The sequence below is a fragment of the Bacillus sp. Y3 genome (assembly GCF_008123875.1).
Classification (GTDB): Bacteria; Bacillota; Bacilli; order Bacillales; family Bacillaceae; genus Bacillus; species Bacillus altitudinis.
Genome location: NZ_VSSC01000004.1, coordinates 144,655 through 158,500 on the forward strand (window position 1 = coordinate 144,655; position 13,846 = coordinate 158,500).

Genomic DNA, 13,846 nt, shown 5'->3' on the forward strand with positions numbered 1-13,846 from the left:
ATATGAAAAAGAAACTTAAACAATTGAGGTATGTTCAGTTTGCTGAATTTAAGCCATCCCCTTATATCTGCCGATTACATGAAAAAAGTGAAGCCGTCATTCAAGCGGCCAAAAAGAAAGACTCACTGATTTAATAGTTGAAGCAACTTCACTTTTGTTTTAGGACCGTATACTCCATCACTTGTTAGACCATTCATCAGTTGAAATCGCGCGACGGCATTGGCTGTTTTTTCCCCATAAACGCCATCAATGCCCTTATCTACAGCTGTTTTATCAGGATAAAAATACACAGCAGCAAGCGCTTTTTGGACGAGACGTACATGCTCCCCCTTTGTCAGAGGTGATGTCACCTTTAACACCCCATCCGGCAGTTCATAACTGAGCTTTTCTTCTGCATGATAAATCTTGAGAACTTGTCCAACTCGAATCATGTTTGGGTCACTAATCTGATTCCATGTCTGTAAATCACTCACTGTGACACCATGGGCTTTGGCAATACTCGTTAGCGTATCCCCGCTTTTCACCACATATGTGATAACCGTTTCCGGATCACCTGCAGTCTCAATTCCTCTTTTAAATTCATCCCATGTAGCTAGCAGCAGACGTGGACATGTTTTTCCTGACCAATGCTGATGCGTCACCACATTTGCTAATGGAATGCCATGTTCTTTTAAAAGCTTTTGAATAAGCCACTGGGCATGTTTGACAGCTTGTTGAAAGTTTCCGTCCTCATTTTCACAAATTTCAATGCCAATCGATTTTCGGTTGCCATCTCCATGCCCATCCCCAGCATGCCACCCATTTTCATTTAAAGGGAGATGCTGAAAAATTTCCCGGTCATCCACTGTGAAGTGCCAGCTTACCTCTGTTGTTGAGCGTTTGACATATGCCGCATGACTTTTTGCGTCAGCTCCCTTAGATGTATTGGCTGTGTTATGCACAGTTACATAAAGCGGCGTCATAGCATATCCTGGCCGATTTCCGTTTCCAACTGGAATAAAATCTTGATAAATTTGTACCATGTTTTGCACTCCTTTTTGCTAAATTGATGTTTGATCTTGCTCATCAATCGGTGGCAAACGTAAGACAAATTTGTTTGTTTTCGTCATAAGACTATGGTAGAATTTGAATTCAATCGCCGTTTTATCTTTGTAAAAAATAAAAAATTAGAATAAAAAACAGGAAAAACTTCCAATTTTCTTTGATTTTATGTTAAAATTGTTAAAAATAAGCCGATATAAAAAGTAAGCGATAGCTTTATTAGCCATTTAGTCCTATATGGACTTTTCTTTTACGGCAAAAATAGAACATACGTTTGTATGGAGGTTTTGACATGACTTATTTTTTAACCCATTTAGAAGAAGATATTAAACGGTTATACACTCAACTGCAAATAAGCGGTCCTGCCTATGTAGACATGCATAGGATCGCAGCTGAATTTCATGTATGGGTACACTACGAGGATACTGGCAGCATGATGATCAAACATCAAGGTCTTTACAGTATTATTTTAAACAGAGCCTTATCGTCTGAAGAACAGTGGCAGGATTTCGCCCACGAGCTTTGTCATGTGCTGAAGCATACAGGCAACCACTTTAACATGCACAAGCTCTTTCGAGAACTGCAAGAGTTTCAAGCAAAACAATTCATGTATCATTTTTGTGTTCCGACTTTTATGCTGCTGCAAATGACGCTCCCAAACCTTAGGCAGCAAGCCATTTTGCATATTGCTCAAACATTTCATGTCACTCGGGCTTTTGCTGAAAAACGGCTTGCTCTATTTGAACAGCGAAGAGCCGGCATTCAATTTCAAAAAGAATTTACTTCTTATTTAATGAGAGCCGGCAAGGTGGCAGAAAATGAAGCTACATATCAAACAAAAGCGTCAGCACACGTGACGTCAGAAGTTTATTCATAAAGGCTTAACACTTGTTTCAGCGCATTTGTGTATTGATAAAATTGTTCGGTTTGTGTATCACGCCTACGGCTCCGCCTAAAGTCTTGAAAGAAAGCTCTTCTCTGAGCTTGGCTAATTTCAATTTGAACACTTTTTCCTGTGAGGCATTGATTATTAATATTTTGAGGATGTGTTCCAGCAAATTGATCCGATTCAGATAAAAGCAAGGCATGGAAGCCATTTTGTGTGAGACACTTCACTGTTTCAGCAGCTTTTTCCCTGTCGGTACCGCCAACTAAAGTTTGTAGGACATCTGTTTCTCCATAGCCGTGGAGTGCAAACGTATAATGATGTGTATGCACTTGAGAAAGACAAATCGGCTCATCAAAACGTGTGCTCGTAATATGAAGAACATGATTGCCTTTCACTTTAAGGCCCTCGAATAAATACATAGAATAATCGGTTGCTACTTCATGGACCAGCTCGCTCACACCAGATTCAATTCCGCCCGCATGAGGTGACAGGACGAGAAGCTGATCCCCTTTCCGCTGATGAAGAATTTGATAGTCGACCCCTTTTCTTTCATGAGCGGAAAGCTCTTCATAATTTTGATACGTATCTATGATTTGATTCATTCCATCTGCCCCATTTCTCTATATGAGCATAAGTCTACTGATCGCAAATTCTTTTGTAAAGTGTTTTCGAATGACCAGTGTGATCTGAATGCATCCTTAAATTTTCCTTATCTTTACGGGCTAACTGTTGAATGTTGAGAAAAAATGACCGATAATTGAAATGAATAGAACTTTTGGACTATATGAATCTTTTTGTCATCTCTCTCATATATTAGAATATTGCGATCTACACTTGGAGGAATTCATGTTTAAAAAGAAAACCACCATCATCCTTGCCATCTTATGTCTTAGCTTCGCCGGAATTATTTACTGGAAATGCTTCTCTCTTCAAGGCGTGTCTCACGGAACATTCATCCGCTCGATATCATCACCTGATGGAACCTATACCATTAACACATATCGACATAGCGGAGGAAAGCTAAAAGAGAATGCGGTCAGAGCAGAAATTGAAAACAAGCTCACCCATCACAAGAAAACAATCTACTGGAAGTACCCTGATAAAGATCCTCTGATTAAATGGGAAAATGCACAGCTCGTTCAAATTGGACATGAGTTTTTAAATGTGGTCAAAGGTGAAACATACGATTATCGCTTTGATCAGAAAAACAGAAAATAACGAGCCAGCAAAAAAACGAACCCTTTTTGGATTCGTTTTTTACGTTGACATCACCTTTTGCATAAATTCTTTCATTTCTTTACTAACCGTCGTCAACCGGTCTACAATTTCACTAAACTCCATCACAAGTTGGGCTTGTTCTGAAGATGACCCTTTCATATGGCCCATACTCTCAAGTAATGTATGTATATTAGAGGAAATCCCTTGTAATGAGCTTTCTATATTTTCCGTTGCACGTGAGGTTTCGCTTGAGAGCTTTTGAACCTCGCTTGCTACCACACTAAAACCCGCTCCCTCTTTTCCTGCCCTGGCCGCTTCAATTGAAGCATTCAATCCTAGCAAACTCGTTTGTTTAGAGATACCTTTGATCATTTTAGTAATATCTGAAGTTTTTTTCGAGCTTTCAAGTGTTTGCTGTGTTTGTAATGTCATTTCCTCACTTGTCGCAGAGAGCTCTTCTGAATGAGCCGCCACCACATGTACTTTTTCTTGAATACTTTGAATGATGTCGTTCAATGACTCCATATACGCCTCAAGTTCTATTTGATTTTTAAGTGGAAAACCTAAAGCGATTGCACCAATGACTTGTTGATTTTCATCGAAAATCGGCAATCCCATTGCATTTAAAGGCGTCCCATACACCGATTCAGGTACGAATGTACTTGATGTTTCTCCTCTAAGCGCATTTTTCATATTCTGATCATCTGGTTTAATGGGATCTCCTGTCCGTATTTGAAAATCCACATCTTTTGATGGCAAATACAGCAAGAATTTTTCTCGATCAATGACACCCATCGTCACTTCATCTTTTAAAATCTTCATCATATAAGGTGCTGCGGTTACAATACTCTGTAGTATATCCATTCTCTCTACCCCCTTAATGTATTTATCGGTCATTCCTCTCAAATTTGATTATTATTTTTTAAAAATAATGATCAAGATTGAAGTTTTTTTCATATTTACGAGTAAAAAGTATGCCAATTCCTTTCTATATTCAAAAAAACGAGAATTTGCTATACTTATAAAATCAACATATGATGAAATGGTCATGTAACCATTTTATATATTCACTGGAGGCGCATGTTGTGACACAACCCATGAAGTATGAGCGGGCGATCGTCATCGGAGGCGGAATAACGGGAATGCTCGCTGCAAAGGTTTTATCAAGTTTTTACCTTGAAGTATTGATTATTGAAAAGGACGAATTGCCAGACTCTCCTGAGAATCGTCTTGGCACGCCTCAAGCTTTTCATCCACATAGAATGCTGCCACTAGGCAAACAAATAGTGGAACGTCTATTTCCTGGTTATACAAAAGAATTACTCGAAATGGGCGGGTACAACACATGGCATCAGACATCTCGATTTTTGACAAAAGATGGCGAGTTAGTACTCACCGATACTGAAGAAACAGCTGTCACACGACGTGCCATGCTAGAGTGGGTGCTGATGCAAAGAATGTTACGTGAGGAACGTGTTCAATTTTTAGAAAAACATGAAGCGATCGCTCTTCTTTTTGAAGAAGAAACGACTAAAGTGAGTGGATTACAGGTCAAAGATCGGAGGATAAAGCCTGGAATCATCAACAAAATAAGTGCGGACTTAGTCATTGATACGTCTGGAAGAATGTCTAAATTGCCAAAATGGCTGAAAAGCGCAGGGCGAACCTTGCCGCAGACAGATGAGCTAATCGTGTCTCTTGGCTATAGCACAAGATACTACCAAATACCACCTGAGGCACCGAATCTGGAACCAATGGTCATCGTTGGACAGCCAAATAAGAAAATTCCAACAGGACTGTTTGAACGAGTAGATCATGATTTAGTAGCGGTTCTTCTCTCAGCAGCTGGCGGCTCTCATTATCCAACAACGGACGCTGATCAGTTTGATGCAGAGACCGCTAGGCTGACCAATCCCTCGATAGCAGAAGCCATCACTCATTTAATTCCCTATACGAAACCAAAAGGATTTAGAGTTCCGGCTTGTGTCAGAAACCACTATGAACAAATGGAAGATTGGCCAAGCGGTTTATTGGTCATGGGTGATGCCTTATGCACATTAGATCCAATACATGGTCAGGGAATGACAAAGGCAGCTCTTGAGGCACAGACACTTGAGCGTATGCTCAAACAAGCACAAGAAAATGAGCTTATTTCTTTTGAACGGCATACCTTACAACAAATGCAGCACGCCAATGAACTTGGCTGGTGGCTTTGTGCAATTGCGGATATGGCATGGGAAGGCGTCGAGTTAAAAGGAACCCCCATTCCCCATCTGACATTTGTACAAGAATTTTTCAATTATTATGTACAATATGCCGTTCAAACAAAACAAACTAAATACCTTGAGGCATATCATCGTATGCATTCATTCTTAATAGAACCGAGAAACATCATCAACCTAGAGCAGCTGCAAGACATGATTCAAGCTGACTCCACTGGTGAGGTCGGCCACTGGTGGCAGAGGTGGGATCAAAAGAATGATGAATTAAATCAAGCTTTCTTCTACGAAGCTGTTCCAGACTTTCAATTACATCAATTGCTAAAATCAACATAAAAAAAGCCCCTCAACGGGGGCTTTTAATTAACGTAATAATTGAAGTACGTTTTGTGGCTGTTGGTTCGCTTGTGCAAGCATTGCTTGTGAAGCTTGAGAAAGAATGTTGTTCTTAGTGAACTCACTCATTTCTTTCGCCATGTCAACGTCGCGAATACGAGACTCAGCAGCTGTTAAGTTTTCAGCAGAAGCACCAAGGTTGTTGATTGTGTGCTCTAGACGGTTTTGGACCGCCCCAAGTGATGAACGTTGTTTAGATACAGCGCCGATTGCCGCATCGATTTTTTCAATTTCAGTATCGAAATTGAAGCCATCAACACTTACATCAATATCTTTAACTGTTAATGTTTCTGCATCCATTTTGCCAATTTCAACAATAATATGTTGTTCCTTGTTCGCACCAATTTGGAATTGGAATCCGTCTGTAACATCTCCATTTAAAAGGTTCTTTCCGTTAAATGCTGTGCGGCTTGAGATACCATCAATCTCTTCAACAAGTGCTTTAATCTCATCTTGAATCGCCGTTAAATCCTCAGTCTGCTGTGTACCTACGTTACCCGCTTGAACTGTCAACTCACGCATACGTTGAAGAATCGCATGTGTTTCAGTTAATGCACCTTCAGCTGTTTGAATAAGAGAAATACCATCTTGTGCGTTTTTAGACGCCATTTCTAACCCCCGGATTTGTCCACGCATTTTTTCAGAAATCGCAAGACCTGCTGCGTCATCTCCTGCACGGTTGATACGAAGACCAGAAGAAAGCTTCTCCATGTTCTTTTGCCCTGCTCCATTATTTGCAGACAAACGGTTCAGTGTGTTAAGTGCTGCGATATTGTGGTTAATTCTCATATTAAATGACCTCCATGTGTTTGAACCAATTAGACATCCATGTCTAAAAGTTCTAAATTAGAATTTTTTTGTAAGCCTTACAATCCATTTATCGAACTTTAATGGAATATGTTTAACAAAAAAGGAATAAATAAGGAAAAAGACTTACTCATTATGATCGTTTCGCTAGAGTATGCCAAATTTAAAGGTCATTTTTCATGATTTATCAGAGGGATTTAAGAATCATAAGACTGGAGAAAATGTGAAGGAAAAAACAGCATAAAAAAAAGCCCCATCAAGGGGCCTTTCATTAACGTAGTAATTGAAGTACGTTTTGTGGTTGTTGGTTTGCTTGTGCAAGCATTGCTTGTGAAGCTTGAGAAAGAATGTTGTTCTTTGTGAACTCACTCATTTCTTTCGCCATGTCAACGTCACGGATACGAGACTCAGCAGCTGTTAAGTTTTCACCAGAAGCACCAAGGTTGTTGATTGTGTGCTCTAGACGGTTTTGGACTGCTCCAAGTTTAGAACGTTGGTCTGATACTTGTTTAATTGCATTGTCAACGATATCTAGTTGATCATCGAAACTAGTTGTTGCAAAATCAGTTACTTTAATAGCAGATACTGTTTTAGTAGCGTCAGTTGGATCTGTTCCAATTTTATCAGCAGACATCGCTTTGATGTTCACATCTAATTTTTGAGCTTTGTTTGCACCAATTTGGAATGTTAATGTATCTGTTTCAAAGTCGCCATTCAACAATTTTTTACCGTTGAATTCAGTACGATCAGAAATTCCATTTCCATCCGTTCCGCCACCGATTTCTTTGATAAGGTTGTTGATTTCCTCTTGAATTGCACCAAGATCTGTATCGTCTTGTGTACCCGTGTTTCCAGCTTGAACCACTAGTTCACGAACACGTTGAAGGATTGAGTGTGTTTCAGTCAATGCACCCTCAGCTGTTTGGATAAGTGAGATACCGTCTTGTGCGTTTTTAGACGCCATTTCTAATCCGCGGATTTGCCCACGCATTTTCTCAGAGATTGCTAGACCTGCTGCGTCATCTCCTGCACGGTTGATTTTAAGACCAGAAGAAAGTTTCTCCATGTTCTTTTGGCTCGCACCGTTGTTTGCAGACAAACGGTTTAATGTGTTAAGTGCTGCGATATTGTGGTTAATTCTCATTTCCTATTACCTCCATGTATGCGGGACCTGACAGACGTCCTTGTCTGAAAAAAGTCCTTTTTTCTAGGGTCTATATACCCTGACAAGTGTATTATCGGTTTATTTTATAGGAAGTTTAACATTCTTTAATATTTTTTATCGCATTTTAACATATTCAGTTTTATGAACTGTATGAAGTTAGGAAACAAAAAAAGCCCCATAAAGGGCTCTTCATTAACGTAGTAATTGAAGTACGTTTTGTGGTTGTTGGTTTGCTTGTGCAAGCATTGCTTGTGAAGCTTGAGAAAGAATGTTGTTCTTTGTGAACTCACTCATTTCTTTCGCCATGTCAACGTCACGGATACGAGACTCAGCAGCTGTTAAGTTTTCACCAGAAGCACCAAGGTTGTTGATTGTGTGCTCTAGACGGTTTTGAACTGCACCGAGTTTAGAACGTTGGTCAGATACTTGTTTGATCGCCCCATCAACGATATCTAATTGATCATCAAAAGAAAGTGCGCCAGCAGCAGCTGGATCAGCAAATTGTGTTACATCGATGTCAGCTACTGCGTGGTCTGCAATAAGAGCACCAGTACCGGGATCAACCGCACCAAGTGCTGTAGAAGACATTGCTTCAATATTAACTTCTAATTTTTGTGCTTTATTTGCACCAATTTGGAAAGTTAATGATTTTGGTGTAGCACCAGCTGCGCTGAACGTACCGTCAAGTAATTTCTTTCCGTTAAATTCTGTACGATCAGAGATACCGTTTTTATCAGTACCATTTCCAATTTCTTGGACAAGGTTCTTGATTTCCTCTTGAATTGCACCAAGATCTGTATCGTCTTGTGTACCCGTGTTTCCAGCTTGAACCACTAGTTCACGAACACGTTGAAGGATTGAGTGAGTTTCAGTCAATGCACCCTCAGCCGTTTGGATAAGAGAGATACCGTCTTGTGCGTTCTTAGTAGCCATTTCTAATCCGCGGATTTGCCCACGCATTTTCTCAGAGATTGCTAGACCTGCTGCGTCATCTCCTGCACGGTTGATTTTAAGACCAGAAGAAAGTTTCTCCATGTTCTTTTGGCTTGCACCGTTGTTTGCAGATAAACGGTTCAGTGTGTTAAGTGCTGCGATATTGTGGTTAATTCTCATTTCCTATTACCTCCATGTATGTGGGACCTGACAGACATCCTTGTCTGAAAAAAGTCCTTTATTCTAGGGCTTATCAACCCTGACAATTCTTTTATCGGATTATTTCATAGGAAGTTTAACATTTTTTAATATATATTGATCGATTTTACATATCTTTATTCACCATTTAGTTTTAAATAGATTTCTATTATTCTCTTCGTTCAAGTGATGAGCACATAACCTGTATTAAAGTGAATAGGAACAAAACAAAAAAGCCCCATAAAGGGGCCTGTCATTAACGAAGTAATTGAAGTACGTTTTGTGGCTGTTGGTTCGCTTGTGCAAGCATTGCTTGTGAAGCTTGAGAAAGAATGTTGTTCTTAGTGAACTCACTCATTTCTTTCGCCATGTCAACGTCGCGAATACGAGACTCAGCAGCTGTTAAGTTTTCACCAGAAGCACCAAGGTTGTTGATCGTGTGCTCTAGACGGTTTTGAACCGCACCTAGTTTAGAACGTTGATTTGAAACTTGTTCGATTGCACCATCTACGATGTCTAGTTGCTGATCAAATGTAAGTGTTGGTGTAGCAGCAGCGAATTGTGTAACATCAATGTTAGAGACCGCTTGACCAGTTACAAGAGTTCCATCTGGTTGAGTAGCACCAATTTTATCAGAAGACATTGCTTCGATATTTACTTCTAATTTTTGTGCTTTATTTGCACCGATTTGGAAAGTTAAAGTAGCTGTACCATTAGCGAAAGCACCATTCAACAATTTTTTACCGTTGAACTCAGTACGATCAGAGATACCATTCTTCTCAGAACCATTACCAATTTCTTGGACAAGGTTCTTGATTTCTTCTTGAATTGCACCAAGATCTGTATCGTCTTGTGTACCCGTGTTTCCAGCTTGAACAACAAGCTCACGTACACGTTGAAGGATTGAGTGAGTTTCAGTCAATGCACCTTCAGCTGTTTGGATAAGTGAGATACCATCTTGGGCGTTTTTTGAAGCCATTTCTAATCCGCGGATTTGTCCACGCATTTTTTCAGAGATCGCTAGACCTGCTGCGTCATCTCCTGCACGGTTGATTTTAAGACCAGAAGAAAGTTTCTCCATATTCTTTTGGCTCGCACCGTTGTTTGCAGACAAACGGTTTAATGTGTTAAGTGCTGCGATATTGTGGTTAATTCTCATTTCCTATTACCTCCATGTATGTGGGACCTGACAGACGTCCTTGTCTGAAAAAAGTCCTTCGTTCTAGGGCTTATCACCCCTGTCAATTTTAATATCGGACATGGTTATAGGATGTTTAACAGATTTTTTAAAAAATAACGCATTTTTAATGATATTAGTCCTAATTTTAACAATTTCACAAAAACAAAAACTGCTGATCTTTCACCAGCAGTTTTTTCATTATATGAATATCAGTATTGTTTGATATCAAACATTAGGATATTTTGGTACACCACATAATCCTTCTTACTTGTAAAAGGCCCTTTATTATGCTCATCATTGATTTCATAGAAGTTCATCCCAATTCCAAAGCTTCTTTCTTTGTACCAGTTAAGAAAATTGTTGATTTCTTTCATTGAGAGCAGATAATCCTTTTGCAGTCCGTTTATCATAGTAATTGAAAGTATACCTTTTGTTGATTCTTCCCCTGGCTTTGTTCCATCCTGATCTTTCGGTTCTTCGGTTGATCCATCACCAGGTTTTGTTCCGTCCTGATCTTTTGGCTCTTCTGTTGTACCATCACCTGGCTTTGTTCCGTCCTGATCTTTCGGTTCTTCGGTTGTATCATCATCTGGCTGTGTCCCGTCCTGATCTTTCGGTTCTTCGGTTGTACCATCATCTGGTTTTGTTTCCTCCTGATCCGTTGACACTTTTTGCAGATCTTTTAATGGAATAGAGATAACAGATTTAAAATTGTTTTTGACAGAATGACTACCAATTGATTCAGCATAGTCTCTTCCACCAATAACATATAATTGATCATCAGCAATAACTGCCACAGATCCAACTCTACCTTCAGGGATTTCATATAAAGAATCTTTAACTTGACCAGTTTTTGGATCAAATATTTGAACTTGTTTTAATAATTTGCTAGATCTATCACCAATTTGCTGTCCACCAATGATAAATAGTTTATGATTATATGTCGCATATGCAGCTTCATAGGCAAAAGAATTTAATTGCACATCCTTTAAGCGTTGCCACTTCCCTAGCGACCTATCATATTCTAAAATGTCTTTATCTTTCCCTCGGCTAACATTAGCCTCACCACCAGCAATATATATTTTCCCATTTATTTCTGAAATACTTCTACCTTGGTGATTCACTAATAGGGAACTATCTAAAGATTCCCACTCTCCACTTACCGTATCATAGGAATAAAAATTTTCTTTATAGGATGATAAAGAGGATACGATAAAAATCTTTTCTCCAACTGTAACAGCTCGTAAGGCACCTGTTGTATAGGATGTATATATAAATTTATCAGGCATCTTAATCGGTTCTTCTGTCCATTGGTCAAGTTCTGTATCATAAACATCCATAGTTCTATGAACTGTTTTAGTCGTTTCATAGAGACCGCCAATGACATAGATTTTTTTATCTACTGTCGCATAAGCAGCACCTGTTCTTGACCTAGGCATCGCTGATTTTTCTGTCCACGAATCAGTTTTAGGATCATACATATATGTTGAATCATTGAACTTAGACTGCTGGCTAGCTCCACCGAATACATATATTTTTCCGTCAACTACACCTACACTTGCTCCGATACGCTCTTCCGGTAAGTCCGTTCGCTTCGTCCAACCATTTGTCTCAGCTGCATGAGCTTTTAACTGATGAATTGTGACCATCATAAAAATGGTCAAAAGCACTAAAAATAATCCTTTTTTCATCGTTTCTTTCCTCCATCTCTTAAATTCCCCTCCTTTTATCGACATATTTGTAATAAAATTTAATTTTTACCGTTGTGCCTGTCATAAATTTAGGACGCTCTTATTTCTATTAATATCTTTCTACATATATCAATTATATGACATTACCTTTTCATAATCGCTTCTTCATCTTTCAACTGAATCATAAGTGAGGATTGAATATATAATAAATTGATAATACGGCGTGCCATTTCTGAGGGAGATGCATTGTAGTCATTTCTGATCCATTCAATGATAAAACCAAAGATCCCGTATGAACGATACTGGACAAAATAACTGTCGTTGATTTCTTCATACTGATCACTCACAAATGACATTCTATTTTTGAAGATATATTGTATTTTCTTCAGCAATTGTTCTTGTATGTGGGGAATTCGGTCTTCCATCACTAATAAATCATAATAGTCGCGATTTTCAACGATATATTGAAATACATCGGTGCCCTCTGGTTTCATGCGAGTTAAATCCAACAGTGGATTTTCACGAGTCGGCTTACAAAATTCATATTCGAAATCGACCATTTCCCGGTGAATAACATCTGCTGCTACTTCATCTTTACTTTCATAATGCACATAAAATGTCGTCCGATTATAGTTTGCCTCTTCCACAATATCCTTCACTTTTACGTGCGAATATCCTTTTTCTTTTACTAGTATTTTGAATGTTTGACGAAGTGTTTCTTTTGTTCGCTCAACACGACGATCCTCTTTTTTGATCATGGGGCCCCTCCTTTAGACACTTTTTAAAAAATGTTGATTAGAGATACATAAATTCATTTGTGTTGAAAACCTATACAAAAAAGATTTTTTGCTGATTGAAACGGAAAATCTTTCGTCCTACAATCAACTTAGTCATAAAGAAATGAATTTTTTGTGACATTTGATCTAACCTTTCTTCAGAATATCATACTATACAAAAAGTGAGGGCACATGATATGGAAATTCAAGCGATGGTCACAACAAATGAAAAAGATTTCGAGAAACAAACACTATTACTAGATGATCCAAAAGCAGATGAAGTGCTTGTCAAAATCGTTGCATCTGGCGTTTGTCATACGGATGCCACTGTATTAGATGGCACGCTCCCTGTCCCGCGTCCTGCTTTATTAGGACATGAAGGCTCTGGTATTGTCGTGAAAGCAGGTTCTAATGTCACAACCGTTCAAGAAGGAGACCACGTTGTACTAGGTTTCGCTTATTGCGGTCATTGCCATAATTGTCTTGACGGGAACGCTGGTGGATGTGAAAACATGATTCCACTGAATTTTTCTGGTCGTAATAAACATAATGAAACGCCTATCCATACACATGATCATCAAGATGTATCACAATTTTTTGGTCAATCGTCATTTGGTACATATGCAACGGTTGATGAGAAAAATGTGGTAAAAGTAGACAAAGAAACTGATTTACGTTATTTAGGACCATTCGGCTGCGGCTTAATGACTGGGAGCGGTACTGTCCTTAATTCACTTGCTCCAGCTCCAGGTACAAGCTTTGTTGTGTTCGGTACAGGCGCTGTTGGTTTAAGTGGGTTAATGGCAGCAAAAATTGCAGGCTGTGATCCAATTATTGCCGTTGATATCCATGATAGCCGCCTTGAGCTAGCAAAAGAATTAGGTGCAACACATGTCATCAACAGTAAACATGAGAATCCAGCTGAAAAAGTTAAGGAGATCACAGAAGGAAAAGGGGCACATTACTCATTTGAAACAACTGGAGTACCAGAAGTCACACTAGCTGCCCTTCACTGCCTGCGTGTCAAAGGAACTTGTGCAACAGTAGCAGTAGGAAAACGCGATTTAACGTTTAATGTGACCAATGATCTCATGCTCAATGCGCTCACGTTAAAAGGTGTGATAGAAGGAGATGCCGTTCCTCAACTATTCATTCCTAAACTAGTCAAGTTCTTTAAAAATGGACAATTCCCAGTTGAGAAACTAGCAAAATTCTACGAATTAGAAGAGATTGAACAAGCTTTTGAAGATTCTAAAAACGGATCTACGATTAAACCAATTCTTATTTTAGATAAAGAATATCGAGCTTAAGCCGAAATAAGACATGAAACCAA

Annotated in this window: 14 protein-coding genes; 5 read left to right on the top strand and 9 right to left on the bottom strand. The window is 39.1% G+C overall.

Translation table 11 applies throughout. The features are described from left to right. The first annotated feature begins 2 nt into the window (after positions 1–2). Positions 3–134, top strand: a complete 132-nt coding sequence (locus FXF70_RS19235; protein ID WP_255201815.1) for a hypothetical protein — start codon at positions 3–5, stop codon at positions 132–134. On the opposite strand, the gene FXF70_RS10400 is transcribed toward FXF70_RS19235, so the two are convergent. Continuing rightward, a complete protein-coding gene (locus FXF70_RS10400; RefSeq protein WP_079920023.1) occupies positions 123–1,022 on the bottom strand; it encodes an N-acetylmuramoyl-L-alanine amidase in 900 nt (299 codons plus the stop codon). The two genes, FXF70_RS19235 and FXF70_RS10400, sit on opposite strands and share 12 nt — an antisense overlap. A gap of 311 nt (positions 1,023–1,333) precedes the next feature. On the opposite strand from FXF70_RS10400, the gene FXF70_RS10405 reads away from it, so the two are divergent. Continuing rightward, on the top strand, positions 1,334–1,918 hold the full coding sequence (locus FXF70_RS10405; RefSeq protein ID WP_057079648.1) for an ImmA/IrrE family metallo-endopeptidase: 585 nt from the start codon (positions 1,334–1,336) through the stop codon (positions 1,916–1,918). Here the strand turns inward: FXF70_RS10405 and FXF70_RS10410 are convergent. After that, a complete protein-coding gene (locus FXF70_RS10410; RefSeq protein ID WP_057079649.1) occupies positions 1,909–2,532 on the bottom strand; it encodes a poly-gamma-glutamate hydrolase family protein in 624 nt (207 codons plus the stop codon). The genes FXF70_RS10405 and FXF70_RS10410 overlap by 10 nt on opposite strands. A gap of 244 nt (positions 2,533–2,776) precedes the next feature. Between FXF70_RS10410 and FXF70_RS10415 the strand changes: the two genes are divergently transcribed. Continuing rightward, positions 2,777–3,148, top strand: a complete 372-nt coding sequence (locus FXF70_RS10415; RefSeq protein ID WP_017359605.1) for a DUF5412 domain-containing protein — start codon at positions 2,777–2,779, stop codon at positions 3,146–3,148. A 39-nt stretch (positions 3,149–3,187) separates the two neighbouring features. Here the strand turns inward: FXF70_RS10415 and FXF70_RS10420 are convergent, their stop codons facing one another. Next, entirely contained in the window at positions 3,188–4,012 is an 825-nt protein-coding gene (locus FXF70_RS10420; RefSeq protein WP_148780208.1) for a methyl-accepting chemotaxis protein, read from the bottom strand. 221 nt (positions 4,013–4,233) lie between these two features. On the opposite strand from FXF70_RS10420, the gene FXF70_RS10425 reads away from it, so the two are divergent. Then, positions 4,234–5,703, top strand: a complete 1,470-nt coding sequence (locus FXF70_RS10425) for an NAD(P)/FAD-dependent oxidoreductase (protein ID WP_017359607.1) — start codon at positions 4,234–4,236, stop codon at positions 5,701–5,703. Between the two features lie 27 nt (positions 5,704–5,730). Here the strand turns inward: FXF70_RS10425 and hag (FXF70_RS10430) are convergent, their stop codons facing one another. From hag (FXF70_RS10430) to FXF70_RS10455, 6 genes are all read right to left on the bottom strand, one after another. Beyond that, a complete protein-coding gene (gene hag / locus FXF70_RS10430) occupies positions 5,731–6,552 on the bottom strand; it encodes a flagellin Hag (protein ID WP_008346306.1) in 822 nt (273 codons plus the stop codon). 289 nt (positions 6,553–6,841) lie between these two features. Continuing rightward, positions 6,842–7,714, bottom strand: coding sequence for a flagellin Hag (gene hag, locus FXF70_RS10435; protein WP_008346308.1), 873 nt, complete (start codon positions 7,712–7,714; stop codon positions 6,842–6,844). A 213-nt stretch (positions 7,715–7,927) separates the two neighbouring features. Continuing rightward, positions 7,928–8,848 carry a flagellin Hag gene (gene hag, locus FXF70_RS10440; protein WP_008346310.1) on the bottom strand — a complete coding sequence of 307 codons (921 nt, stop codon included), beginning with the start codon at positions 8,846–8,848 and terminating at the stop codon, positions 7,928–7,930. Between the two features lie 274 nt (positions 8,849–9,122). Then, positions 9,123–10,025, bottom strand: a complete 903-nt coding sequence (hag, locus tag FXF70_RS10445) for a flagellin Hag (RefSeq protein WP_148780209.1) — start codon at positions 10,023–10,025, stop codon at positions 9,123–9,125. A 230-nt stretch (positions 10,026–10,255) separates the two neighbouring features. After that, complete coding sequence (locus FXF70_RS10450; RefSeq protein WP_148780210.1) at positions 10,256–11,737, bottom strand: Kelch repeat-containing protein; 1,482 nt, start codon at positions 11,735–11,737, stop codon at positions 10,256–10,258. Between the two features lie 143 nt (positions 11,738–11,880). Beyond that, positions 11,881–12,495: a TetR/AcrR family transcriptional regulator gene (locus tag FXF70_RS10455; protein ID WP_148780211.1), complete on the bottom strand. Its 615-nt coding sequence runs from the start codon at positions 12,493–12,495 to the stop codon at positions 11,881–11,883. A gap of 215 nt (positions 12,496–12,710) precedes the next feature. Between FXF70_RS10455 and FXF70_RS10460 the strand changes: the two genes are divergently transcribed. Continuing rightward, a complete protein-coding gene (locus FXF70_RS10460; RefSeq protein WP_007498906.1) occupies positions 12,711–13,823 on the top strand; it encodes an NAD(P)-dependent alcohol dehydrogenase in 1,113 nt (370 codons plus the stop codon). Positions 13,824–13,846: the final 23 nt, after the last annotated feature.

Coding starts and splice junctions, on each gene's coding strand:
- hag (WP_008346310.1), bottom strand. CDS start 8,848: ATGAGAATTAACCACAATATCGCAGCACTTAACACACTGAACCGTTTA.
- FXF70_RS10460 (WP_007498906.1), top strand. CDS start 12,711: ATGGAAATTCAAGCGATGGTCACAACAAATGAAAAAGATTTCGAGAAA.
- hag (WP_008346308.1), bottom strand. CDS start 7,714: ATGAGAATTAACCACAATATCGCAGCACTTAACACATTAAACCGTTTG.
- FXF70_RS10405 (WP_057079648.1), top strand. CDS start 1,334: ATGACTTATTTTTTAACCCATTTAGAAGAAGATATTAAACGGTTATAC.
- FXF70_RS10420 (WP_148780208.1), bottom strand. CDS start 4,012: ATGGATATACTACAGAGTATTGTAACCGCAGCACCTTATATGATGAAG.
- FXF70_RS10400 (WP_079920023.1), bottom strand. CDS start 1,022: ATGGTACAAATTTATCAAGATTTTATTCCAGTTGGAAACGGAAATCGG.
- FXF70_RS10410 (WP_057079649.1), bottom strand. CDS start 2,532: ATGAATCAAATCATAGATACGTATCAAAATTATGAAGAGCTTTCCGCT.
- FXF70_RS10450 (WP_148780210.1), bottom strand. CDS start 11,737: ATGAAAAAAGGATTATTTTTAGTGCTTTTGACCATTTTTATGATGGTC.
- hag (WP_148780209.1), bottom strand. CDS start 10,025: ATGAGAATTAACCACAATATCGCAGCACTTAACACATTAAACCGTTTG.
- FXF70_RS19235 (WP_255201815.1), top strand. CDS start 3: ATGAAAAAGAAACTTAAACAATTGAGGTATGTTCAGTTTGCTGAATTT.
- hag (WP_008346306.1), bottom strand. CDS start 6,552: ATGAGAATTAACCACAATATCGCAGCACTTAACACACTGAACCGTTTG.
- FXF70_RS10415 (WP_017359605.1), top strand. CDS start 2,777: ATGTTTAAAAAGAAAACCACCATCATCCTTGCCATCTTATGTCTTAGC.
- FXF70_RS10455 (WP_148780211.1), bottom strand. CDS start 12,495: ATGATCAAAAAAGAGGATCGTCGTGTTGAGCGAACAAAAGAAACACTT.